Here is a 23569-nt window from a genome sequence, read left to right as displayed (position 1 = left end):
ATTATTCTGGAATAGTGTAATGATGTAAATATTTGGCGATCGCATTCGCCCTTCTGTTGACATAAGCAGAAGGATTACGGGCATCCCATTCGCGCGGATTTGGCAAGATCGCAATAATCAATGCGGCCTGTTTTTTGGACAGATTGCTTCCTGTTTTGCTAAAGTAATATTCAGCAGCTGCATCTGCTCCATAAACTCCCTGTCCCATTTCAATGACATTGAGATAGACTTCGAGAATACGTTTTTTACTCCAAAATGTTTCAATCAAGACAGTAAAGTAAGTCTCGAATCCTTTTCTTAACCAGGAACGTCCCGGCCAGAGAAAGACATTTTTGGCAACCTGCTGACTAATTGTACTTCCGCCACGGAGTTTTTTACCCTGTGCATTTTTCTTGATGGCATTTTGAATGCCTTTAAGGTCAAAACCCCAGTGTGTCATGAAATGAGCATCCTCACCTGCAATCGCTGCTAGCTTTAGATTATCCGAAAGCTCATCATAACTCAACCAGTTTTTTTCTAACTTAAACCCTTTTCCCTGTTCCTTAAGTTCAAAACCACGTTGAATCATTAACCAGGTAATAGGCGGATTAATGAAGCGTAAGCTAATCACCCAAAAAAGACTAATACCGATAAAATAAAGAACAACTCTACTTATAATGCGGAGAATGGGTGATTTGATAGACTTCAACGGATTGAAGGAAACTTTCTTAAAGGTATTTTTTTGCTTGCTGGTTGTATTTTGCTTACCAGATCTCTTGATGGCCATATCATTACAATATTTGTGCAAACATACCATCAAAAAGTTATACTTCCATGTATTAATTCATCATTTCTTTTAATTTTTCCAAAGTTACACCACTCATCCACGATATGGCTTTTGTATCTATTTCGCCATTCGGTTTTATAACAACATATGTTGGAAATCCGGAACGGTTAAATAGGGAAAATAGTTCGCTAATCAAATTATTTCCGACAAACAGATGTGTACCTGGCTGTTCCAGTTCTACTACTTTGTTGACCCATTTTTGTTGATCAGAGGAAGCGTCGGTACATAGATAAATAAATTCTATAGGAAGTTTTGCCTCTTTTGCTTGGTGATGTAGTTTTTTGCTATAGGGCATCTGATCAAGACAGGGTCCACACCAGGTCGCCCATAAATCTAATAAAATTAGTTTGTTTGGATATTTTGCTTTTATGGTTTGAATAAGCTCGGCGCCACTTTTCGTGTTATTCAATAATAATGCTGCATCGAAAGGGAGCTCTCTAATTAATGTGCCTAAAGAGCTTTGTACGGATTTTGTAGGTGCAGTGTCGAGCATCCTTTTTAGTTTTTCCTGCTTGGTTGTTAAATTCCTTATTTCAATACCGAGGTTTTCCTTGGCCCATGTACTCTTTAATTTTGGCAGGATGATACTATAGATAGCATTTTGCGTTTGAATATCTCCATCCTCGAATCTTAGGTTGACGATATCCGCATAATTGTCTGGAAAAGTTTTGGCAATATATTCGGATACTTTTACAAAATCGCCACGACTTGCATTGTCAGGATAGAGGACATATTTGGTATAGTAATGTAGAAATCGGTAATAATCGCTAACTTCATTGGAAATGGAGTAAATTGGGATTAACAGACCATCGCCGATTTCTTTTTTGATTTTATTAGTCAGATAGTAACTCAACAGCTTGTACGTATACTCTGCATTGGTCGCTGCATCAATTAATGGCTTACAGGTTGTATTATACGCTTTATAAAAGGCAGTATTTGTATTTCTTTGAATCGTAAATAGAGAGTCTAATTTTTGCTGAAAGTGTGAGTCCTTGGCTTCAAGTGATTGGAGGGGTTTATAAAAATCGGGATTATGTTTTTTATCAAATAAGGTATATTCATTCATCTGTCGATTTACTTCTGCATCTTTTCCAGCGAAGGAAATGCCATCACCGATCATGTAAACATTTTTCTTCTTCAGCTTTTCTAAATCAAAGATAAGTTCTAAACAGTCTTGGAGGTAAAGACAGGTATAGACGTAGTCACCCAATTTGAACCAGACCTGCTGATAGGGAAGATTATGCGTTTGTCTAAATTCGAATGTGCCATCAGCGTTTACTGGTATCGTTGCTTTACTTTGATGAGTTCCTATTAAATTGACGATACTGTACTGGATTTGGATTTTGGATAGATCTTCTTGACTTGCATTTAGGATTTTACCGGTCACTTTCGCCAGTTGCTTTTTACTCAATTGATCATAGGAATTATCCGTTAGAGAAAGTGGTTCAAGATTCTTTTGTGCATAAAGCATACATGGCAGCCATAGTGGAAGCAATAAGGCAATAATATAGACTTTCATAACAAGTGGTTTATATGTAAGTCAAATATATTAATTTAAAAAAATCATGCCCTCTTAATTAATGTTAAAATTTGTTCGATATTGTAATTTGTCAAAGCGATGATATTATCCTATTTTTACGCTTCACAAATTTGATTTTAGAAGTTGGCAAAAGAAAAGAAAGTAACACCGTTAATGCAGCAGTATAATGCGATCAAGATCAAGTATCCTGGGGCGTTATTGTTGTTCCGTGTTGGCGATTTTTACGAGACATTTGGTGAGGATGCGATCAAGGCGGCTCAGATTTTGGGTATCGTTTTGACCAAGCGGGGAAATGGTTCTGAATCAGAAACGGCTTTAGCGGGGTTTCCGCACCACTCTCTGGAGACTTATCTCCCTAAATTGGTGCGTGCAGGTCAACGGGTAGCAATCTGTGATCAGCTGGAGGATCCCAAAACAACCAAGACGATCGTTAAACGCGGTGTCACCGAATTGGTTACTCCGGGTGTCTCTTACAACGATAATATTGTTCAACAGAAATCGAATAACTATCTCGCTTCTATTTTTACGGATAAGGATAAGATCGGTATTGCTTTTTTGGATATTTCGACGGGTGAATTTCTGGTTGCTCAGGGAAGTACATCTTACATCGATAAACTACTTCAGGGTTTCAAACCGACTGAAATTATTTTGCCAAAGAAACAGAGTAAGGATTTTATCGAACAATTCGGGGCACATTATTACACTTATTTTTTGGATGAGTGGCCTTATACCGGAGATTATGCTACCGAAGCGTTGCTAAAGCACTTTGAAGTGGCTTCGCTGAAAGGCTTTGGTGTGGACCGGATGCCGGCTGGCATCGTTGCTGCTGGCGTTGCACTGCATTACCTCAATGAGACGGAACACCGTAACCTACAACATATCTCTACGCTTTCACGGATCGAAGAGGACCGGTTTATGTGGCTCGATCGATTTACGATCCGTAATCTGGAACTGATTGGTTCCATGAATGAAAATGCTGTTACCCTATCGGATGTCCTCGATCATACAGCCAGTCCAATGGGCGCACGGCTACTCAAGCGCTGGATTGTAATGCCATTGAAAGATAAAAAGGGTATCCAGGAACGTTTGGATGTCGTGGATTTCTTTTTTAACAACCGTGAACTGCGGGACGACCTGATCGGCCAGATCAAGCAAGTCGGTGACCTGGAACGGTTGATATCAAAAATCGGACTCCAAAAAGCTAATCCCAGAGAGATCGTCCAATTGAAACGCGCATTATATGCTATTGAAAAGCTCAAGGAATTGACCGACCGTAAGGATGCGCAGTCTTTGGCCCTGATTTCCGATCAATTGGATGCCTGCGTGGCGATTCGTGAACGGATTGAACAACAATTGCAGGCAGAACCTCCTGTGGCAATCAATAAGGGTAGTGTAATCGCTGCGGGAGTGGATGCGGAACTGGATCGCCTTCGCAAGATTTCTTTTGGCGGTAAAGATTATTTGCTGGAAATTCAAAAGAGGGAATCTGAATTGACGGGTATACCATCTTTAAAAATAGCATTTAACAATGTCTTTGGTTATTACCTTGAGGTAACCAATACGCATAAAGACAAGGTTCCAACAACATGGATACGTAAGCAGACTTTGGTGAATGCCGAACGATATATCACAGAGGAACTCAAAGAATATGAAGAGCAGATTCTTGGGGCGGAGGAAAAGATCCAGGCATTGGAAAATAGATTGTATGCCGAGCTAATGGCTGCCATTGCAGCATATATTAAGCCGGTTCAGCTAAATGCACAACTTATTGCGAAGTTGGATGTTTTACTCAACTTTGCTATCGTCGCCGAGAAAAACTACTATGTTAAACCGGTAGTTAGCGATAGTAAGATTTTGGATATCAAGGGCGGACGTCATCCTGTTATCGAAAAAAATCTACCTATAGGGGAGGACTATATTACCAACGATACTTATCTTGATCCGAAAGCGCAGCAGATTATTATTATTACTGGTCCCAATATGGCCGGTAAATCGGCCCTGCTCCGTCAGACTGGCTTGATTGTATTGATGGCGCAGATCGGTTGTTTTGTGCCAGCCAAGGAAGCTAAAATAGGCTTGGTCGATAAGATATTTACTCGTGTAGGGGCTTCAGATAACCTTTCTTCAGGTGAATCTACATTTATGGTGGAGATGAACGAAACGGCCAGTATCATGAATAATTTGTCTGATCGGAGTTTGATCCTTTTGGACGAAATTGGACGTGGAACAAGTACCTATGATGGAATTTCAATCGCTTGGGCGATAGCAGAATATTTGCATAATCATCCTGCGGCTAAAGCGAAGACTCTCTTTGCGACACACTATCATGAATTGAACGAGCTGTCAACTTCGCTTGACCGTATCAAAAATTATAATGTAACTGTAAAGGAGGTCAATAATAAAGTGATCTTTTTGCGTAAACTGGTACCAGGGGGATCGGAGCATAGTTTTGGTATCCATGTTGCCAAGCTGGCGGGGATGCCGCCAAAGTTATTGAACCGTGCCAATCAGATTTTAAAACGATTGGAACAGGAACGTACTGGTGGGGAGCAGATCAAAGATAGTATGCGTAAGATTCAGAAACAGGCTTACCAATTGCAGATGTTCTCTATTGATGATCCTGTTTTAAATAAAATTCGCGATATGTTGAATAACCTGGATGTTAACTCGCTGACTCCTGTGGAAGCATTGATGAAACTGGATGAAATCCAGCGTTTACTAAAAAATTAACGAGTGATATAACCGCTTAAGAAAATACCATTCATTTAGCATGAACCATTGTTGTCGCTAAATGAATGGTATTTTTTTTTCTGAATGGTCTGTTTTTTATTGATCCGTATTCTTTAAGGTATCAATGAGCTCGCTTCGCTTTATTTATTTGCAAGAAAGAACCTTCATTCGATTTTCATAGCTGTTTGTACTTGTGAGAGCATGAAGGTTTTATTTTAAACTAAAATCTGAAAAAGACTTCTACACTCCCATAGTTTGATTGTATCGGTGTCAGGACCTTGCTGCTTGCGTCATAAGGTGCATAGTGATAACCAAGTTCAATACCAACATATTTCTTATTCTTCATCTGAAAAAGAGAGGCGAAGCCCAATCCCAGGTGCACATTGTTAATGGTGACCATGCGATCGTTGTAACCACCCTCGTAGTAGTAGCCGTCTGGATCATAATAACCGTCTGAATAGATACTTTCCGTAATACCTGTATCTGTAATATCTATTCCTATTATTCCCTTGGGAATCAGAATACATTTTTCATTATCAAAAATTTTGTATCCTACAGCACCGCCTATAAATCCCGTTGCGGAGGAATTGACCGTAACATTGGACCCTTCATAATTATAGTCGATATTTCTATCATTTGAATTGATCCGTACTTTAAAACCTCCCTCGAAGATAAATTTACGTTCCAAAGAACTCATCAACATAAACCCTAAGGTGACATTGCTGCCAAAGATCTTATTCGAACCACCTAAGGGACTCATTACACCGACCAAAGGGACATAACCTAATTTGGATTTACTTCTGTTCCCATAGGTTTTAGGAGGGGTAATAGGTCTTTCAGCATCTTGGGTATAATCCTGGTCTGCTTGCCCATTTTCCGGAGTGTCCGTGTCAGCAAATAGGTGAAGAATATCTCTTTCATCATTATTGAGCGTATAATTGCCTGATGACACGAGTGCCTTGGCTCTGATCTTGATTAAATTATCCAAGGGATGTCGCAAGGGGTAGAAATTGTACTTTTCTTTATTTTGTTCATACTGATCCGCAAAGTCATCCCGGTCGGCCGCATCTAAGCGTTGAACAAATGTCTTATCCAATTGATTGTTGATATAACGTTCAATTTCTACGGAACTATTCTTTTTTTCGATTATGAGCAGAAGAATCCGCAAACGTTGGCCAAATTCCGTTACACCACAACTGGCTTGTAGGGTATTTAATAATGGTTCTATTCGGTTGAACTCATTGTTGTTCAGTGTACCTGTTAGTAGGGGGAGGATTTCTGCGGTGTGTTTTTCACATGTTTCCTGTGCCCATACCTTTTGTGTCGCAGGGAAACAGATTAATAGGAATACTGCAAAAATGAACTGACGGATCATCATGGCTTATGGATTTATCAGAGACTAAATTAACAAATTAATTGTATGATGCTGTCGTTATTTTGCAGCAAACATTCCAAAAGTTTTATCTTTGGCTCATGGCGTCAATATTTCGATTTAAACAATTTGAAGTTGATCAATCCAATTGTGCGATGAAGATCAATACGGATGGGGTATTGCTGGCATCATTGGTTGATACAAAGGGTGCAAAACGTGTTTTGGATGTGGGTACCGGTACTGGCGTGATTGCCCTTATGCTGGCTCAACGCTTGATAGATAGTCAGATAGAGGCTGTGGAAATAGATGCGTTGGCTGCAGAGATGGCGCGCAGAAACTTCAGTAATTCGATTTTTCAGAGCCGTCTTGTATTGCATGCCAAGTCATTTCAACAATTGCAAACAGGCGAACTCTATGATCTGATTGTATCGAATCCTCCTTTTTATACAGATTCGTTGCATAACCCAGATGCGCGGAGGAAATTGGCCCGGCACACTGATCTGGACTTTTTCCGTGAATTGCTATACTTTGCATCGTTGCATTTAACTTTCGGGGGTAATCTCGTTTTGATTCTCCCTACTCAACTTGCAGAAACCCTAACCGCACTAGCGATTGATCATGGGTTGTATTGTACTGTTGAAATTCAGATAAGATCATTCGATAGGGATCCTGTTATTCGAAAGATTGTGACCTTTGGGCGCATGCAGACAACGGCGATTGACCAGCGCGAATTTGTGATTTATAAATCCAAAGGCATTTACTCGGAATCTTACAAGGACGCCTTGGCACCTTATTTTTTAGCTTTCTAGACTATGACAAAAATTGGACTTCTTTCGGATACACATTCTTATTTAGATGAATCTGTATTCAAGTACTTTGCTGATTGTGATGAAATTTGGCACGCGGGAGATTTTGGCGATGCTGATGTCGCGGACCAATTGGAAGCTTTTAAGCCTTTGCGTGGGGTATACGGTAATATTGACGGAAAAGATCTTCGCTTACGTTTTCCCGAGGATTTGCGATTTACCTGTGAGAAGGTGGAGGTTTTTATGACCCATATTGGTGGTTATCCTGGCAAGTATGCAGCACGGATAAAGGCCGAGTTAATGGCAAATCCACCTAAGTTGTTTATCACAGGACACTCCCATATTCTTAAAGTTGTGTTTGACCCGAAAATCAGTTGTCTTCATCTCAATCCTGGAGCTGCAGGAAAACATGGTTGGCATAAAGTAAGAACACTCATGCGCTTTGAGATAAATAAAGATAAGATCGAAAACCTAGAAGTTATTGAACTTAATGAGAGATAGCCAATAAAAGATCTATTTAAAGACTTCTATAGATCAGATTTTATTTGCCAGAAAAATTGCTGCCGCTAGCCCAATGCAGGAATCCGTAAGCATATCGATTACATAGTCAATTGAAGGTCCTTTAGATATTGCTGCAAAATTGTGGCATGTGTGTGTAATTTGTTGTTAGCTGCATACAGCAATGTCGTGACGGTTTGTTGCCTATGGGCTTCCAGCCATTTTTTTCCAAAGTCCTGCTGATCGAGTTCTTCTCTATATTTTTTTGCGAAATCATCCCATAGATCTGGGTTTTGGTGAAACCAGACACGGAGCTCTGAGGAGGGGGATAGGTCTTTATTCCATTCTGACAAACTCGCTTTTTCCTTAGTCATTCCACGTGGCCAAAGTCTGTCGATAAGCATACGATAACCATCATCGGGTGAGGGTAGATCATAAATCCTTTTTATCACGATCTTCATGGGGTTGCTTTTTATAGATTATATTACGCGATGGATTACAATACTATAAATATATGATTTTAAGTGAAAAGCGGAAGCCGTTTATTTCGTGTTCTCTCTTGATAGTAACCAATTTTCGGGATAAAGTAGTCGTAGGACAGCGTATCTTTGATTGCTTATAAGGAATCACGTACTTCCAAGAGAAAGCTTTTTAACCGTTCTAAAGAGTCCACTACGCGTTGATTTTCTTTTGCTTCGGATTTATTGTCACGGAGATAGTCTCTTGCGCCTTGTAGCGTATATCCTTTTTCTTTGACAAGATTGAAGATGATTTTGAGGTTTGCGATATCTTCTTGCGTAAAGAGACGGTTGCCCTTTTTATTTTTCTTGGGTTGAAGAATATCAAATTCACGCTCATAAAAACGTATCTGGGATGCATTTACATCAAACATCTCTGTCACTTCTCCCATTGTATAATACAATTTATTTATTTCACGCTCTTTGTACGGCATATCTTCGCAATTAATCTATAGCAAACTTAATAAAAATTCCAGTTCAAAAAGAAATTTTGCGATCTCTTATTTTAGTTCAGGAGGAAATAGAGCTATGAAAATGAGTCGGTAATAGCGAATTGTTTTCTGATTCCAAACGGATTTTTAAAAGTGATGAACATTTGGTGTGTGCCTTATTGTAGTGTTTGTAGACCTTGAGTCTATGATGTTGCTATTTATGCATTATAGTTATCATTGTAAATGAAGGCTAAATTAGCTAAGTTTGGCTAGGTTTGAAACCTATTTTGATTGATCGTATGATTATAGTTAGCAAATTTTGGACAAATTTATTCTCTTTTGGTAAAGCTAATGCGATTACTATCTTTCCTATTATATTTCTAAAATATGGCTTTTTTAAAGATAATAGGGCATTAATCCGTCATGAGCGCATCCATTTGCGCCAGGCATTGGAATTGGGGGTTGTGTTGTTCTACCTCTGGTATTTGTGTGAATTTGTCATCCGTTTTGTTCGCTTGCACGATTTTGATCAGGCCTATCTCCATATTTCTTTCGAGCGAGAAGCTTATCGTCACGAGGATGATCCCGATTACTTGTCAAAAAGGAAGATTTGGGCATTTTGGCATCACTTATAAATATTGTGAATCTGGAATTAATTAGAGCATAAAAAAGCTCTTAAAATATATTTTAAGAGCTTCTTTATATTTAGCTTTCCTTTTGTCCGTTTTATCCGACCAATTTGAGATAAGTAGCTACTTTGTTTTTTAATTGTCTACGGTCAACTATGAAGTCCAAAAATCCATGTTCAAGGACAAACTCGGATGTTTGGAATCCTTTTGGAAGATCTTTTTTGATTGTTTCTTTAATAACACGAGGGCCAGCAAATCCGATCAACGCGCCCGGTTCAGCAATGTTTACATCGCCTAGCATCGCATAGGATGCAGTAACACCGCCTGTTGTTGGATCCGTCAATAGACAAACATAAGGAAGTCCCGCTTGCGCCAATAAAGCTAATTTAGCTGAAGTTTTTGCCATTTGCATCAAAGAGAATGCCGCTTCCATCATACGCGCACCACCTGATTTTGAGATCAGCATAAATGGAATTTTATGTTCAATACAGTAATCAATCGAACGTGCAATTTTTTCTCCTACAACAGATCCCATTGATCCACCAATGAAGCTAAAGTCCATACAAGCGATCACGATGTCTTTGCCATTCATTTTTCCGTGACCTGAGCGTATTGCATCTTTCAGACCTGTTTTTGCCTGACTTTCTTTTAAGCGTTCAGGGTATGGTTTTGAATCGAAGAATTCCAGTGGATCACCAGAATTTAGATTAGGGAATAATTCAGTAAATTCGTTATTGTCAAATAAAATTGAAAAATATTCTTTGGAGCCAATTCTTAAATGATGGTCACAATATTGACAAACATAGTCGTTTTCTACTTGTTCAAGATGCAACAACGGCTTTTTACAAGTGGGACACTTGTTCCACATGCCATCTGGTGCTTCTTTTTTATTAGCGGTAGCTGTGCTAATACCAGCTTTTTCTCTTTTAAACCAACTCATACGATAGTTCTTATTCGATTACAAACTTAGATAAAAATGCTTTTATATACAATTATAATTGCGTTGAATGTAAATGGCAGTAAATCAGTGTATTTGTCTAGAAAGCTTAATTTTTAATATTCCGATGTATAATAATAGACCAGTTTAGAACGCAAATTGTTTTGTTAAAAAAGGAGCTGAATTAAGGTTAAGCAGGAGCATTGAACCAAAAATTTGGGCACAAAAAAAGGGTAAGCTACTCCTATCGCACCGCTCAACCAAATACCCTTGCTTTGTTCCCAACCTGGGGGAGTCAATGGGAGCTGGTCGTAGAAGACTTACCCGCCACAAAAGTAGAAAAAAAAATAGTTTTAGGAAAGAAAAAATGCCTTTTTATTCTAGGGTGCTGATTCTCATTAGAATAAATTGTTCGGAGGGCCATCTTGCTGGTATAAATAATCCATTAAGATGGCCATAAAGTGTTTTTTATTGCATTACATCTTCTCTCTGTCGTACTCGCCCAACAAAGAATAGTACCCAAACAGCCCCAAACCGAGAGAAATGATTGGTGTTAAGATACAGAGTATAATGATACCAAAGACCAGGTCCTCTTGGTGCCCTGTTGAAATCTTAGGTAATGCCAATTCAAAAATGGAAAAGTATGCGGCGTATATGGCCAAAATGATCCATACGATACCAAGAAGCTTTTTTAGATTATTCATGGTTTGGAGGTGTTGATTTGTTGTTGATATATAGGCTACCAATGATAAAGCAGACAGCGGCTATAATGATGGGATATCCTAATCCCGCTAAATAAAATTGTGGGGTATTGGAAGCTTCAGCATTTGTGGTGAGGTAAGTGGAAACTGCAGGTAGGAGCCCTCCGAATATACCATTACCGACGTGGTAGGGCAAAGACATGGACGTATATCTGATTTTTACGGGAAATAGTTCGACCAAAAATGCCGCAATGGGTCCATATACCATCGTAATATAGATCACCTGAATAAATATAAGGGCAACGAGTAGGATATAATTTTTACCGGCCAAATGGGTGGTTGTTTTAATCGTTTCTTTTCCTTTAAGCTCACCTGTCTGATGTTGTATTTTTGAACTGGTCATTTCTGTTCCATCGTCATATTGACTTTTGGTGATGGTAACAATGGCTGAATTTTGCTTGGTACTTGGTGTTGTTGTTTCATTTAATTTTGTTTTCTGTTGAACATTCGATAACTGGTACATGGATTCATAGATTGGACGGTAGGTCAGCACAGCCAGGAGCATGCCGCCCAACATAATCCATTTACGGCCAACTTTATCACTAAGCCATCCAAAGACGACAAAGAAGGGGGTGCCTAGCAGCAATGCGATACCTAAAATGGTATCAGCCTGATCAGATTGGAGATGCATGACTGTTTTCATGAAACTCATGGAATAGAATTGACCGGTGTACCAAACGACACCTTGCCCCATCGCTGCACCAAATAGGGCTAGTAACACAAACTTGAGGTTATAGCGATTCCCGAAACTTTCTTTTAATGGATTTGTACTTGTTTTCCCTTCAGCTTTAGCTTTACTAAACTCGGGTGATTCCTTCATCTTTTTACGGATGAGATATGATACATAAACCATAACTAAGGAGAGCAGAAAAGGGACGCGCCAGCCCCAACTGTCAAACTGTGTTTCACTCAGAAAACTTTTGGTTAAAAGAATCACCACGAGGGATATAAATAGACCAAATGTAGCTGTCGTCTGTATCCAGGAAGTCCAATAACCGCGTTGCCCCACTGGCGCATGTTCTGCAACATAAGTGGCTGCGCCTCCATATTCACCCCCCAAAGCGAGCCCTTGTAAGAGACGTAGGATCAGTACAATTAATGGCGCCCAAAAACCGATGCTTGCATAGCTTGGGATACAGCCGATCAAAAATGTTGCACCACCCATGAGCATCAGTGTCACCATAAAGGTGTATTTGCGTCCTATGATATCGCCTAATCGACCAAAAAACAAGGCGCCGAAAGGGCGTACGACAAATCCAGCGGCAAAAGTGGCTAATGTAGATAGAAAGGCTGCTGTCGGATTGTCGGAGGGGAAAAACTTCGTTGATATTACGATGGAGAGACTTCCGAAAATAAAAAAATCATACCATTCAATAAGTGTCCCCATGGAAGAGGCTCCGATGACTTTCCAGATGCTCTTTGTACTGTTGTCGTTCATTAATAATTGGTTTAGTGTTATGTTTGCTTATTGTAGAAATATTGTATGTATTATTTAAAATCTTGTTGTGTAACCTCCAGATAATTTATTTGGTTGCTACAAGTGGTTGTCCAAGCGATTTATAGACTTTTCCCGGTAGTGAATGGATCAGTGATTGCATTTCCAATTCCAATAAGACCAGCGCCAATTTACTCTGTGGCCATTGAAGCTGTTCGATCATCTGATTAAGCTCCAGTTGTCCTGTTGCATGAATGAGGTTAAAAAGGCGCTCTTGATCCTTATCCAATTTAAAGGGAAGCGCTAATTGTTGGTTTGTCTCATTTTTTTTACTGATTTCCCAATTCATCAGATGTTCGAGATCCTGAACATGTCTGATCATATGTGCCCGATTTGTTTTGATTAGATAGTTGGTTCCTTCACTACTCTTTTCGTAAATGGATCCCGGAAAGGCACATACATCTCTATTATAGCTATTTGCTATCTCGGCGGTAATCAAAGCTCCGCCTTTGATTGCTGCTTCTACGACGATCGTGACATCTGCCATTCCTGCGATAATGCGATTACGCATCGGGAAATTGACCCGCTCAGGTATGGTTTCAGATGTAAATTCGGTCAATAAGCCTCCGTGTTCGAGCATCTTTGACGCAAGCTCCCGGTGCGAGGCAGGGTATATCCGATCCAATCCATGTCCCAGCACTGCAACTGTTGGTATATTGTTCTTTAGGGCGTTGCGATGTGCCAATGCATCAATACCATATGCTAGACCACTGACGATCAGAAGATCTTGATTTTCATTTAAGCCTTGAATAAAGTCTTCGCATAGCTGCTGCCCATAATATGTTGCATGTCTCGTCCCAACGATACTGATCACTTTTGTTGTGTTGAGTGCAGCATGTCCCTTGTAATATAACATGAGGGGAGCATCATCACATTGCTTGAGTCGATCAGGGTAGTCCTTATCTTCGATCCATAAGGCTTTGATACGATGTTTATCAATAAAAGCGAGTTCTTTTTCACAGGCTTCCAGGTATGTTTTGTTGCGTATGGCATCTGCAATTGATTCCCTTACTCCAGGGATTTGCATCAGATCTTTTTTTGAATAGGAAAAGAAATCCGCTAAGCTATCACTATGGGCTATGATACTACGGGCTGTTCTAGGGCCAATGCCCTTGATCTTAGTCAAAGCTATGGGATAGATTAGTTTCATAATTGGGTACTTTAAATATAGTGAAAAATTATAAATCTTGTATGACTTTTCATTAGAATAAGCAATTCGTGTTGAAGGTTATTTTAAACACATGTATAATCTTTGATTGGATGAAAGTGCAACAGAAATACACTAGATCATGATATGCCTTGGATTTTGTGCCATTATAGAAATGGTAAGTCGTGCAGAGTTTCTGTACCAAACGTTTCATATCATTGTGACTGGCTGATGATTTTTTGAGCAGGATTGCTCATTTGTCTTATTGCATTTGATGCAATATCATTTGCAGACTTTCTTTTATGGAGAAGAAATTGAGGTCGTGTTTGGAAAAAATGTGCTGGATTTGGTAGCTTTGCTTGATTAATAATATTTTTAGCATGGAAATGAAAGAACCTTTTGATATCGAGTTAGGTGATGTGATTTATTCTGTTTTTCCGGAGGAGGAGGATACCTATGTTGTCTTTAAAGATGGAACGGAATATGTAAAAATTATTAAGGATACAGATACCACCTGGTTGAAACTGAATCCTGAAACGGAGTTGCCAATGTTCGGTATGGACGAAGAGGTTAACCTAATCGGTGAGGAGATCAAAAAGGAACTGGGGCAATAAGTTAAAGATCGTTAAAGTCATTTCGGCCCTATTTCCTGTTGATTATCTTAGGGTAATCAATTATAGCTATGGCACGTATTTGTTTCCTATTTTTAATCGCTCTTTGTGTTTATTTGGCTTCTGATCTGCCTGTTTTTGCTCAGCCTGTAGAATTCGTTTTGCAGGATACCGTAAAAAAGAAGAATGGGAAAGATACACTCCGATTAGATACAATCCAGGTTAAGCGTAAAAATAACCCGGCAGAGGACAAGCTTAACGAAAAAAAAGAAGGCTATAAATCCATTTACGCCTTAGGAGACACCAAGGAGATGGTTAACTTGCCCAAGAAAGGTGGGATAGGGCTGAGTATTAATAAGCTCTACAATAAGTTGAGTCGAAAAGGGCGGAATGCGAGAAAGCTTCAGCGACAGTTTGAAAAGGAATACCAACAGGATCTGATTCGAGAGGAATGGTATCCGCTGACGAAGGAATACAGTAAGTTGTCGGGAGATTCGTTGCGCAAATTTAGGATATATTATGAACCCGCTATAAAGTGGTTTCGTGAGCATGATCGGTATGAGAAGATCGCTTATATACATAAGTGCTTAACATATTATCTAGATTCTGTAGACATTATCCATAGGCGACTTCAGTTTCCTATGGGTAATGCAAAACTTTAACTACATAGGTACGTATACCAAATATTTTGTATCGAAGAAGTCTTCCTTAAAGTAACTCGAAAGCGGGTGCAATTCAGCTTTTAATTTGGATTCTTTAATTTCCTCACTTAGGTCGCCACCTTTGAGGTAGAGAATTCCGTTTGGAATTCCGTTTTTGTCTTTTTTTGTAAATTTGTTTCGGATCCAAGGTGTAAAATCTCCGAGCCTGGTTACAGCTCGGGATATGACGAAGTCGTATTTGTCGTCTAATTGTTCGGCACGAATATGATCGGCTTCAACATTTTTAAGTCCTAAAGCGGCTGCAACCTCACGAACTACTTTGATTTTTTTTCCGATAGAATCTACTAAATGGAACTTAACTTCTGGAAATAAGATAGCCATAGGAATGCCGGGAAAACCACCGCCAGTTCCCACATCTAAAACCTGTGTTCCTGGAGCTAATTCCTGCACAAATTTGGCTATACCCAATGAATGTAATACATGATGAAGGTATAGACTATCGATGTCTTTACGTGAAATTACATTGATCTGGCTATTCCATAAGGTATAGAGGTCTGCAAGTTTGGCAAACTGTTCTTTCTGTACATCCGTTAATTTCGGAAAGTAGGCGTAGATGATATCGACTGTAGGATTCAAAATGTGATGTTTTAAAGGTGAATTATTTCCAGCTTATTTTTTTCTTTTTTCGGCTGAACAAACCATTGATGCAAATATAGAAATAGTAGATGAAGTCTACCAAAGGAAGCCACCAAATCAGTTCTTTCACTTCGAGTTTCTTGTAAATAGATGTAAAAACGGCCCATTGTGCGAATAGTCTCAATAGATAAGCTGTAAGGGGGACATACCAAAAAGTGGGGAATGCAATAGTAACAGCAATCAGAGTCAGGTAAAATAATACCGCAGAAACCAGTTGGGTTCCCAACATGCGTTGATGGCGTTTTTTATAGATGGTGGATGCACCGGAATGTCTTGCTTTTTGTTTATAATAACTTTTCCAGGTTGTTTTGGGAGCTGAGTAAACAATAGCAGCTGGTGCAAGGGCGATATTGACGTTTATTGCTGTTGCATTTTGATTGACAAAAAGATCATCATCACCAGATTTAATATGCATGTGTGCTGCAAATCCTTTATTTCGAAAGAAGAGCTCTTTTTTGTAGGCCATATTTCGACCGACTCCCATATAGGCATCTCCTTTGAGTGCATAGGAGAGGTAACTCATGGCAGTGTGGCTCGTTTCAAACCGGATTAAGAGATTGAGTAAACCTCTTTTCTTAAAATAGGGCGAATAGCCTAATACGATTTCGGTCTCTGGTCTAAAGGCAGAAGCAACTTCTTTCAACCATTGATCAGATTGAGGTACGCAATCTGCATCGGTAAATACCAAAGTTTCATATTTTGAAGCTTTGATCCCCATGCTCACAGCGAATTTTTTACCATGTTTCAACCGGATATGCTCTTTGATATCGACAATCTTTAAATGAGCATATTGCTTATCAAATTCTTGAAGTACCCAAGGGGTTTCGTCTGTAGAAAAATCATTTACGACAATGACCTCGAAATTGGTATAATCTTGATTGAGGATGCTGGGCAGAAATTCCCTAAGATTGTCCTGTTCATTGTGCGCACAGATAATGACAGATAATGGAGGAAGATCGGTTTCTGTTTGATTCGTTTCAATTTGGTACCTGCTCAATTTGCTGTAAACAAATAAGATGTAATATAATTGTGCCAATAGGAAAAGACCTAATATCCCAAATATGATATATGGAAGATTGGCCAAAAATACATGTAGGTCAAGCATAGCCCACAAAGATAAGCGCATTCGTAATCTTTTTATAAAGGAAAATGATAATTTATTCCTGAAACATCCTGTTTGCAAATCTTTTTATAGTATTTTTGCAACATATTTTAGGAAAAGACGGGCGTGACATATCCGTAAGCGGAACCTTATTTCCGTTACGAAAAACAGTCTTACTGGCGTTATGAAAAAAAACATACGCGGAATCTGTCTACTGGAATATAATTAGTCACAGAGGAAAATATTAATGAAATTTACGCTACAAGCACAAGATACACTATCAAAAGCACGTGCGGGTGTTGTCGAAACTGCACACGGTCCCATTCAAACTCCAATCTTTATGCCTGTTGGCACCGCTGGTACGGTGAAAGCCATTCATCAGCATGAGTTGAAAAATGATATTGAAGCACAGATTATTTTAGGTAATACCTATCATCTTTATCTGCGTCCGGGATTGGATGTGCTGAATAAGGCCGGAGGGTTACATAAGTTTAATGGTTGGGATCGTCCGATCTTGACGGATTCAGGCGGTTATCAAGTATACTCATTGACAGAGGTGCGTAAGATTAAAGAAGAGGGAGTTACTTTCCGTTCGCATATTGATGGTTCAAAACATCTTTTTACACCAGAAAATGTGATGGATACGCAGCGTATTATCGGTGCAGATATCATTATGGCATTTGATGAATGTACACCTTATCCATGTGATTATGGTTATGCACGTCGTTCTTTGGATATGACCCATCGTTGGTTGAAGCGCTGTGTAGATCGTTTTGATAGCACTGATCCCCTTTATGGATATGATCAGACATTATTTCCTATAGTGCAGGGATCGGTTTATAAAGATTTAAGAATAAAATCCGCAGAGACAATAGCATCCTTTAATCGGGATGGAAATGCAATTGGTGGATTATCCGTGGGTGAACCGGCAGAGGAAATGTACGCGATGACCGAGGTGGTTTGTGATATTCTACCTCAAGAAAAACCGCGTTATTTAATGGGGGTAGGTACTCCTGTAAATATCCTGGAAAATATCGCTTTGGGGGTTGATATGTTTGACTGTGTGATGCCAACGCGTAATGCGCGAAATGGTATGTTGTTTACACAAAATGGTATCATCAACATCAAGAATGAAAAATGGAAAGATGATTTTTCGCCTATTGAAGCAGAAAGTGATTTACATACTGATCTATTTTATTCAAAGGCTTATTTAAGACATCTGATAAAATCACAGGAAATTTTAGGAGCGCAAATTGCTTCATTACACAATTTACATTTTTATCTTTGGTTGGTCAATCAAGCCCGGGAGAAAATCATAGATGGTACATTCTATGACTGGAAAAATAAAATGGTGAAAATTTTGGATCAACGTTTGTAATAGAGTCACATAAAAATAAAATATAGATAAAGTATGTAAGCCCTGGGCTTGCAGAAGTAGAGTCTCAAATCTCATATCTTAATACTCAAATCTAACAATATGCTTTCGTTAATCGATCGTTACATCATCAAAAAGTACCTGACAACATTTGTGTTCACGATGGCCATATTCACCGTGGTTATGGTTGTTTTTGATGTGTCCGAAAGATTGGATGACTTTTTGAAATATAAGGCACCTTTAGATAAGATTATCTTTGAGTATTATGCTGGATTTATTCCATTCTATCTTAATTTTCTCTGTCCACTGATTAATTTTATTGCGGTTATCTTTTTTACCTCAAAAATGGCAGATCAGACCGAGATTGTTCCGATATTAAGTGCGGGATACAGTTTCAACCGTTTGTTGCGGCCTTATATGATATCTGCAACATTGATCTTTATCGTTTCTTTGGTGTTCAATATCTTCATTATTCCGCATACCAATAAAATGAAGGTAGATTTTGAGAATATCTATGTGAAGCCATTGAAAGATAATTCTCGTGTCTCAACGCATATGCAGCTGGATAAAAACAGCTATGTGTATATTGATAATTTTGATAATACCACCAAAACGGGCTATGGTTTTGTATTGGAGATTTTCAAGGGGGATACATTGAGGGAGAAGATGATGGCAGACCGTATCACATGGGATTCTGTGGCGACAAAATGGAAAATTGAGGGATACACCAATCGTATTATTAATGGTCTACATGAGCGAATGGACAAAGGAACGGTCAAAGATACGACCTTGGACATGAAACCATCGGATTTTGAATTACGGGATAATATGTTTACTGCAATGGATACCCGTGAACTCAATATTCGTATTCATAAAGAGGAAACAAGGGGGACTGGGGTAATGAACGATCTGTTGCTGGAGAAATATAAACGTTATGTCTATCCATTCTCCGCTTTTGTTTTGACCCTAATGGGGGTGGCTCTTTCTTCCAAAAAGGTCAGAGGGGGGATTGGTTTAAGTTTGGGTATCGGAATCGGCTTAAGTTTTACATATATTGTTTTTATTCAATTTGCGACCATGTTTTCGCTGAAAGGAGGATTGCCACCATTGGTTGCGGTATTGATTCCTAATGTGACGTTCTTTTTGGTGGCAATTTATCTGACGATAAAGGCTCCAAAATAATTCCAATTCATATCATCATTAGCTTAAGCAGTTTATATCAAAGGGAAAAATAAGTGCTGCTCCTAATCGTTTTCATTGCCATTACAAAATAAATTATATTCTATTGAATATGTCTAAAATTCAACTAAATCGGAATATTCTAATTCTGCATTTAACAATCCTTATTTGGGGGTTTACAGGGATCTTGGGTAGTCTCATTTCTGTTTCTGCTATTCATCTGGTGTGGTATCGTGTGGCGATTGCGTCTATTTCCTTGTTGGTCTATTTTCTGTTGACCAAACAATCAATATTGGTTTTTCGAAAACAGTTCCTTCAGTTTTTTATGGTCGGGGCCGTTGTCGGTTTACACTGGGTTTTGTTTTTCTATTCCATTAAGGTATCTACCGTCTCGGTAACACTGGTTACTTTGTCTTCGGTGACATTGTTTACGGCCATATTGGAACCTATTGTAAACAAAAAACGTATCGCATTACTGGATATTGTCGTCGGTCTGGTGATTATTGTAGGGATTTATACTATATTTTCGTTCGAGACTCATTATTTGGTCGGTTTATTGGCCGGTCTCGGTTGCGCTTTCTGTGCAAGTATATTTTCCATTGCCAATGCAAGAATGGTCAAGAAATCCAGCCCAACGCTGATCACATTTTATGAAATGCTGGGAGCATGTTTTTGGATCAGTATACTCATGCTGTTTACAGGAGATTTTAATGCTGAGATGAAATTGGGACAACAGGATCTGATTTATCTTTTATTATTAGGCGTAGTTTGTACGGCGGTTGCCTATGTGATGGGGGTAGCAGTGATGAAGGAATTATCTGCTTTTACGGTTGCATTAACTACCAATCTGGAGCCTGTCTATGGTATACTTTTAGCTATGTTGATCTTTGGTCAGAAAGAAACGATGAGCGGTGGATTTTACCTTGGTGCCTGTATCGTTCTCGGTGCTGTTTTTACCTACCCTTATGTGAAAACGAAACTGGAGAAAAGACAAAAAGAACTTATCATCCGTAAATTGCATTAAAGATTACTGAGGTGTCCGGCAACTCCGGACACCTTTTTTCTTTCACCATCTGCTTATGTTCTTTTGCATTTCTATTTCAACTAACCAATTCGCAGCGGGCTTACTTTTTCTTTTTGAATCTCTCAGTAATCCTATCTTTCGGGTGAACTAAAACACAAATTCACCCACTAATATATTTCTTTCTTTGTCACGATCAAGGTAGATTGTCGTGAGTTTCCGTTCTCGTCTTCCTGAACTATAATAGGTGAAGATTTCAGCTAGCACAGCAGCAGGACCTGCCAGAGTCAAGGAACTAACGTTATAGAAATCAGCTTCTATTTTATATTTTCCTTTCAATGCTTTTTTTAATAGGAATTGTTCTGGACCGTAGCCTCCCGTAAAGTCATTGCTTAATCGACCTCCAATTGCTGTTGCGGGATTGCTGTAAAAACATTTTTCTCCATTTGGATCTGTTACCCAGAGGTCAATATCGGTGTTTTGGGAATTCCAGTTGATGACTACCCGGATGTCAACAGGTAGATCAGCGACAAGTTTCTTTTCTACGGCAACTTTAGCCGTTGCGTTTTTCTGAAGTTTAATGAGGTTATTTATCTCCATGACAAGGATTTCTTCAATGCCATCATCTCTATTTGCGGCTTCCGCTGAATAGCTTTGTATCAAGATGCCATAAAGTTCTTCCAAGGCTTCGTTGTAACGGCCCTTATCCTGTAATACTAAGGCGTAGTCACGATGACTCTGTGGATCCATTGGTCGCCATTTTAATACTTTACCGGTTATGTACAACGCGTTGTCGACGTCTCCCCATTCCCTGAGTTTGTATGAAATGGTTTTGTAAAGATCAGCATTTTCAATTTGGAGGTCTGCCATGGCACTTAGGATAAGCAATGCTTTTTGTTTATCTCCCCTTTTGAAAAAGAAGTTGGCGACATCAAAATAGAACGTTGGTGTACCCATATACTGATCCCGAAGCTGAAGATAGCTTTTGTAAGGATCTTTGGCTTGGTTAAGCTCCTTTAGGTAGGTATTGTCTTCCTTAATTTCGGGAATACTTATTTTTCCAGATACCTGATCGCGGGTATTCGCTACCTGTACTCCAGCGACTCGCCCTTCTAGTGCTTGAACAGCATTTACAGTGACGGATTCTTTAAGTGCGTCGGTGGATGAGATCTCCTCCAGCGCTACTTCGCTGACTGTTGCGTTAGCTGCTCTTGAATTGGCGGACGCAGACACGCTCTTGTTGTTAGCACCCTCTGCTGATCTGGATTCCACGACCGCGGGTGTAGCCACTGGGCTTGCCGAAGGACGAGACGGTATTGGGGGAGCAACAATAGTTGCAGTGGGCTCGTCTTGGGCAATAGTTGTATGAGTCGACCGACCTGACCGATCCCGTTGTGGGTATTTCGTTTTTTGCTGAAAGTCGGTATTCCACCAGGATTGGAGCTGCTCGGTGATATTTTGGGCCTGTGTCAATAAATCTGCTACGCGTTCTTCCTTTTCTATGCGTTCTTCTTTTTTGAGACGATTGAATTCGGGAAGCAGCTCCACTGGCGGTGTAATTGCATAACGTATATAATCTTCTACATTTTCCAGAACGATTAAACTGGTATTCCGTGTCACAATGCCAAATTGCTTTCCGATTGCTTCGATTTCATCCCGATGGTCTTCGTATTGGATGTCTAATGCATTTATTTTCTTTTGTGCCCAGATCTGTTGCAGATCGACCTCCCCATTGTCAGACTTTAATGGAACTTTGATTTCTTTAATTATCTGGGTGCCATCACCAACTAAAAGTGTGATTTCTTTTGCCCCACTGTCTTTGCCAAGTCCCGAAACAGAAAAATAGGATTGAACAGGTGAGCCTTTCTCAGGATAGATTTCCGTAAAAGCATATTGTTCTTTTACTCCCAAAAAGAGGAGGTCGATCGAATTTAACGTATTATAGGCTTGAGTGCTTGTTGTATTTGTCAAATTGACCATTTTCCCATAATGAGTCTGGGCAATTTGTTTGAGATTAGCATAGTCTGAGCTGGTTGAAGAGGTGATGCAATAAGTAGGCTGATCAAGCACAATTTTGCTCTGGCCAAATGTAGAAAGTCCGTCACTGAAAAAGAGATAATTTGCGCCATGTAGCACTCCGCTCTTTACTTGGCTATAGTCGGTTCCACCATCATAAACTGTTTGTTTCAGCTGATTTCTCAACTCTTCCCAGTTTCCCTGGCTGATCTGAAATGTCCGGGCTTTGCTGAAACGTATATCTAAATAGCCTAGATCCACTGATATATTCTGATTTTCACTGAAAAACTGATCCAGGAGGCTGAACTCTTTTTCCAGATCTCTATTTTTTGAACTTAATGAACGATCCCAAATAATGGCTATGCTGTTGCCCCATTTTTTTTGCGTTTGTTTAGGTATTTCCAATTTTGCATTGGCTAGAAAGTAAAAACTGCCATCCTGGTTGAATTGTTTTAATCCTGAGACGGCGTTTTCGTTTAAAGGGAGTTTAATCGCGAGATTTTTTGAAGATTTGAACTGTTGCTTGTGTAATGTAGCAGCGTAGTTATGGTTTTGTTCAGAAAAAGCCAAGGAACCATCGGGTTGCTCGGTAAAGCTTGGCTTTTTATTGCCTTGATAAACGTTGATGTTCAGCTCGACGTTTTCAATAATGGAATTATAGTTCAAAGGCAGATAATAGTATAACGCCTGATCGGATTCTGGTGTTAGGTTCTCGGAATAACTAATCTGGATCGTACGTCGTCCTTTTGAAGGTAGGGGATAGATTCGGCTTCGGAAATTGTTTCCTTCTACTTTTTCAAGTAGCCCGGGGTCTACTCGTCGTGTTTCTATACTTTCAAAAACTTCGGTGCCTTTGTTTTTGTCTACTGGTACCGCCTGGCGTAATTTTCCATTGATATCCAAGGCATAACCGCTAACGGAAACACCTTCAGGCATCGGGAAAGTAAGTTCCCCTTCGAGATCCCGATTTGTCGTGTTTTCGAAAGTCATGGTCATGGATGTTTTTGCAATATTTCCAAAAATACTGACAGCCACTTTTAGGTCGACGAGTTTTGCTGCATCTACACGTTGCTCATTTTTTATTTTTAAGCTGGGTACCTCACGGCCGGGTTTTATTTGAGACTTTGTATCCACATTGGAAAATACCAATAAGATGAGGAGGGCTAATACTGTCTTTTTCATTTGAATAATTGTTTATCTGCTTGTTTCCATCGGAA

At 39.4% G+C, this 23569-nt stretch carries 21 protein-coding genes and 1 other RNA gene; 9 read left to right on the top strand and 13 right to left on the bottom strand.

Annotation, left to right across the window (positions count from 1 at the left end; genetic code table 11):
* Position 1 precedes the first annotated feature (1 nt).
* Positions 2-766 (bottom strand): monofunctional biosynthetic peptidoglycan transglycosylase, encoded by a 765-nt coding sequence (gene mtgA, locus OGI71_RS16540; protein WP_282250373.1) that lies wholly within the window; start codon positions 764-766, stop codon positions 2-4.
* 52 nt (positions 767-818) lie between these two features.
* Positions 819-2345 carry a TlpA disulfide reductase family protein gene (locus OGI71_RS16535; RefSeq protein WP_282250372.1) on the bottom strand — a complete coding sequence of 509 codons (1527 nt, stop codon included), beginning with the start codon at positions 2343-2345 and terminating at the stop codon, positions 819-821.
* A gap of 144 nt (positions 2346-2489) precedes the next feature.
* On the opposite strand from OGI71_RS16535, the gene mutS reads away from it, so the two are divergent.
* A complete protein-coding gene (mutS, locus tag OGI71_RS16530) occupies positions 2490-5096 on the top strand; it encodes a DNA mismatch repair protein MutS (RefSeq protein WP_282250370.1) in 2607 nt (868 codons plus the stop codon).
* 220 nt (positions 5097-5316) lie between these two features.
* On the opposite strand, the gene OGI71_RS16525 is transcribed toward mutS, so the two are convergent.
* On the bottom strand, positions 5317-6474 hold the full coding sequence (locus tag OGI71_RS16525; protein WP_282250369.1) for a hypothetical protein: 1158 nt from the start codon (positions 6472-6474) through the stop codon (positions 5317-5319).
* 95 nt (positions 6475-6569) lie between these two features.
* Between OGI71_RS16525 and OGI71_RS16520 the strand changes: the two genes are divergently transcribed.
* The gene (locus OGI71_RS16520) at positions 6570-7277 is read left to right on the top strand and encodes a methyltransferase (RefSeq protein WP_282250368.1); all 708 of its coding nucleotides are present in this window, start codon (positions 6570-6572) and stop codon (positions 7275-7277) included.
* A gap of 3 nt (positions 7278-7280) precedes the next feature.
* Positions 7281-7775, top strand: a complete 495-nt coding sequence (locus tag OGI71_RS16515) for a metallophosphoesterase family protein (RefSeq protein WP_282250367.1) — start codon at positions 7281-7283, stop codon at positions 7773-7775.
* 98 nt (positions 7776-7873) lie between these two features.
* On the opposite strand, the gene OGI71_RS16510 is transcribed toward OGI71_RS16515, so the two are convergent.
* Positions 7874-8233: a DUF488 family protein gene (locus OGI71_RS16510; RefSeq protein ID WP_282250366.1), complete on the bottom strand. Its 360-nt coding sequence runs from the start codon at positions 8231-8233 to the stop codon at positions 7874-7876.
* 155 nt (positions 8234-8388) lie between these two features.
* Positions 8389-8724 (bottom strand): MerR family transcriptional regulator, encoded by a 336-nt coding sequence (locus OGI71_RS16505; protein WP_077437903.1) that lies wholly within the window; start codon positions 8722-8724, stop codon positions 8389-8391.
* Between the two features lie 296 nt (positions 8725-9020).
* Between OGI71_RS16505 and OGI71_RS16500 the strand changes: the two genes are divergently transcribed.
* Positions 9021-9356 carry a hypothetical protein gene (locus tag OGI71_RS16500; RefSeq protein WP_282250365.1) on the top strand — a complete coding sequence of 112 codons (336 nt, stop codon included), beginning with the start codon at positions 9021-9023 and terminating at the stop codon, positions 9354-9356.
* Positions 9357-9447: 91 nt separating this feature from the next.
* Here OGI71_RS16500 and accD read toward each other — a convergent pair whose 3' ends face one another.
* From accD to dprA, 5 genes are all read right to left on the bottom strand, one after another.
* A complete protein-coding gene (gene accD, locus OGI71_RS16495; RefSeq protein ID WP_282250364.1) occupies positions 9448-10290 on the bottom strand; it encodes an acetyl-CoA carboxylase, carboxyltransferase subunit beta in 843 nt (280 codons plus the stop codon).
* A 225-nt stretch (positions 10291-10515) separates the two neighbouring features.
* An RNA gene (gene ffs, locus OGI71_RS16490) (signal recognition particle sRNA small type) lies at positions 10516-10613 on the bottom strand.
* A 150-nt stretch (positions 10614-10763) separates the two neighbouring features.
* Complete coding sequence (locus OGI71_RS16485) at positions 10764-10991, bottom strand: DUF6814 family protein (protein WP_282250363.1); 228 nt, start codon at positions 10989-10991, stop codon at positions 10764-10766.
* Positions 10984-12486 (bottom strand): MFS transporter, encoded by a 1503-nt coding sequence (locus OGI71_RS16480; protein WP_282250362.1) that lies wholly within the window; start codon positions 12484-12486, stop codon positions 10984-10986. The genes OGI71_RS16485 and OGI71_RS16480 overlap by 8 nt, the downstream gene beginning before the upstream one ends.
* A gap of 85 nt (positions 12487-12571) precedes the next feature.
* Positions 12572-13693 (bottom strand): DNA-processing protein DprA, encoded by a 1122-nt coding sequence (gene dprA / locus OGI71_RS16475; protein WP_282250361.1) that lies wholly within the window; start codon positions 13691-13693, stop codon positions 12572-12574.
* Positions 13694-14070: 377 nt separating this feature from the next.
* Between dprA and OGI71_RS16470 the strand changes: the two genes are divergently transcribed.
* Together OGI71_RS16470 and OGI71_RS16465 are read left to right on the top strand one after the other, a co-directional pair.
* Entirely contained in the window at positions 14071-14304 is a 234-nt protein-coding gene (locus OGI71_RS16470) for a hypothetical protein (protein WP_223583853.1), read from the top strand.
* A gap of 68 nt (positions 14305-14372) precedes the next feature.
* Positions 14373-14963, top strand: coding sequence for a hypothetical protein (locus OGI71_RS16465; protein WP_282250360.1), 591 nt, complete (start codon positions 14373-14375; stop codon positions 14961-14963).
* On the opposite strand, the gene rsmG is transcribed toward OGI71_RS16465, so the two are convergent.
* Both rsmG and OGI71_RS16455 read right to left on the bottom strand, forming a co-directional pair.
* Positions 14964-15599 (bottom strand): 16S rRNA (guanine(527)-N(7))-methyltransferase RsmG, encoded by a 636-nt coding sequence (rsmG, locus tag OGI71_RS16460; protein ID WP_282250359.1) that lies wholly within the window; start codon positions 15597-15599, stop codon positions 14964-14966.
* A 22-nt stretch (positions 15600-15621) separates the two neighbouring features.
* Positions 15622-16785 (bottom strand): glycosyltransferase, encoded by a 1164-nt coding sequence (locus OGI71_RS16455; protein WP_282250358.1) that lies wholly within the window; start codon positions 16783-16785, stop codon positions 15622-15624.
* 223 nt (positions 16786-17008) lie between these two features.
* On the opposite strand from OGI71_RS16455, the gene tgt reads away from it, so the two are divergent.
* From tgt to OGI71_RS16440, 3 genes are all read left to right on the top strand, one after another.
* Positions 17009-18139 carry a tRNA guanosine(34) transglycosylase Tgt gene (tgt, locus tag OGI71_RS16450; RefSeq protein WP_282250357.1) on the top strand — a complete coding sequence of 377 codons (1131 nt, stop codon included), beginning with the start codon at positions 17009-17011 and terminating at the stop codon, positions 18137-18139.
* 99 nt (positions 18140-18238) lie between these two features.
* Complete coding sequence (locus tag OGI71_RS16445; RefSeq protein ID WP_282250356.1) at positions 18239-19318, top strand: LptF/LptG family permease; 1080 nt, start codon at positions 18239-18241, stop codon at positions 19316-19318.
* 109 nt (positions 19319-19427) lie between these two features.
* Entirely contained in the window at positions 19428-20339 is a 912-nt protein-coding gene (locus OGI71_RS16440) for an EamA family transporter (RefSeq protein ID WP_282250355.1), read from the top strand.
* 147 nt (positions 20340-20486) lie between these two features.
* Here OGI71_RS16440 and OGI71_RS16435 read toward each other — a convergent pair whose 3' ends face one another.
* Positions 20487-23534 carry a VIT domain-containing protein gene (locus OGI71_RS16435; RefSeq protein WP_282250354.1) on the bottom strand — a complete coding sequence of 1016 codons (3048 nt, stop codon included), beginning with the start codon at positions 23532-23534 and terminating at the stop codon, positions 20487-20489.
* Positions 23535-23569 lie beyond the last annotated feature (35 nt).

The sequence above is a fragment of the Sphingobacterium sp. ML3W genome, from assembly GCF_029542085.1.
Classification (GTDB): domain Bacteria; phylum Bacteroidota; class Bacteroidia; order Sphingobacteriales; family Sphingobacteriaceae; genus Sphingobacterium.
Note: the sequence above shows the minus strand (reverse complement) of the source record. Positions and strands in the feature narration are given on the sequence as shown.

Excerpts from the sequence above, each read along its gene's own strand:
- mtgA (WP_282250373.1), bottom strand. The coding sequence starts at position 766 with ATGGCCATCAAGAGATCTGGTAAGCAAAATACAACCAGCAAGCAAAAA.
- OGI71_RS16535 (WP_282250372.1), bottom strand. The coding sequence starts at position 2,345 with ATGAAAGTCTATATTATTGCCTTATTGCTTCCACTATGGCTGCCATGT.
- OGI71_RS16525 (WP_282250369.1), bottom strand. The coding sequence starts at position 6,474 with ATGATGATCCGTCAGTTCATTTTTGCAGTATTCCTATTAATCTGTTTC.
- OGI71_RS16520 (WP_282250368.1), top strand. The coding sequence starts at position 6,570 with ATGGCGTCAATATTTCGATTTAAACAATTTGAAGTTGATCAATCCAAT.
- OGI71_RS16515 (WP_282250367.1), top strand. The coding sequence starts at position 7,281 with ATGACAAAAATTGGACTTCTTTCGGATACACATTCTTATTTAGATGAA.
- OGI71_RS16510 (WP_282250366.1), bottom strand. The coding sequence starts at position 8,233 with ATGAAGATCGTGATAAAAAGGATTTATGATCTACCCTCACCCGATGAT.
- OGI71_RS16505 (WP_077437903.1), bottom strand. The coding sequence starts at position 8,724 with ATGCCGTACAAAGAGCGTGAAATAAATAAATTGTATTATACAATGGGA.
- OGI71_RS16500 (WP_282250365.1), top strand. The coding sequence starts at position 9,021 with ATGATTATAGTTAGCAAATTTTGGACAAATTTATTCTCTTTTGGTAAA.
- accD (WP_282250364.1), bottom strand. The coding sequence starts at position 10,290 with ATGAGTTGGTTTAAAAGAGAAAAAGCTGGTATTAGCACAGCTACCGCT.
- OGI71_RS16485 (WP_282250363.1), bottom strand. The coding sequence starts at position 10,991 with ATGAATAATCTAAAAAAGCTTCTTGGTATCGTATGGATCATTTTGGCC.
- OGI71_RS16480 (WP_282250362.1), bottom strand. The coding sequence starts at position 12,486 with ATGAACGACAACAGTACAAAGAGCATCTGGAAAGTCATCGGAGCCTCT.
- dprA (WP_282250361.1), bottom strand. The coding sequence starts at position 13,693 with ATGAAACTAATCTATCCCATAGCTTTGACTAAGATCAAGGGCATTGGC.
- OGI71_RS16470 (WP_223583853.1), top strand. The coding sequence starts at position 14,071 with ATGGAAATGAAAGAACCTTTTGATATCGAGTTAGGTGATGTGATTTAT.
- OGI71_RS16465 (WP_282250360.1), top strand. The coding sequence starts at position 14,373 with ATGGCACGTATTTGTTTCCTATTTTTAATCGCTCTTTGTGTTTATTTG.
- OGI71_RS16455 (WP_282250358.1), bottom strand. The coding sequence starts at position 16,785 with ATGCGCTTATCTTTGTGGGCTATGCTTGACCTACATGTATTTTTGGCC.
- tgt (WP_282250357.1), top strand. The coding sequence starts at position 17,009 with ATGAAATTTACGCTACAAGCACAAGATACACTATCAAAAGCACGTGCG.
- OGI71_RS16445 (WP_282250356.1), top strand. The coding sequence starts at position 18,239 with ATGCTTTCGTTAATCGATCGTTACATCATCAAAAAGTACCTGACAACA.
- OGI71_RS16440 (WP_282250355.1), top strand. The coding sequence starts at position 19,428 with ATGTCTAAAATTCAACTAAATCGGAATATTCTAATTCTGCATTTAACA.
- OGI71_RS16435 (WP_282250354.1), bottom strand. The coding sequence starts at position 23,534 with ATGAAAAAGACAGTATTAGCCCTCCTCATCTTATTGGTATTTTCCAAT.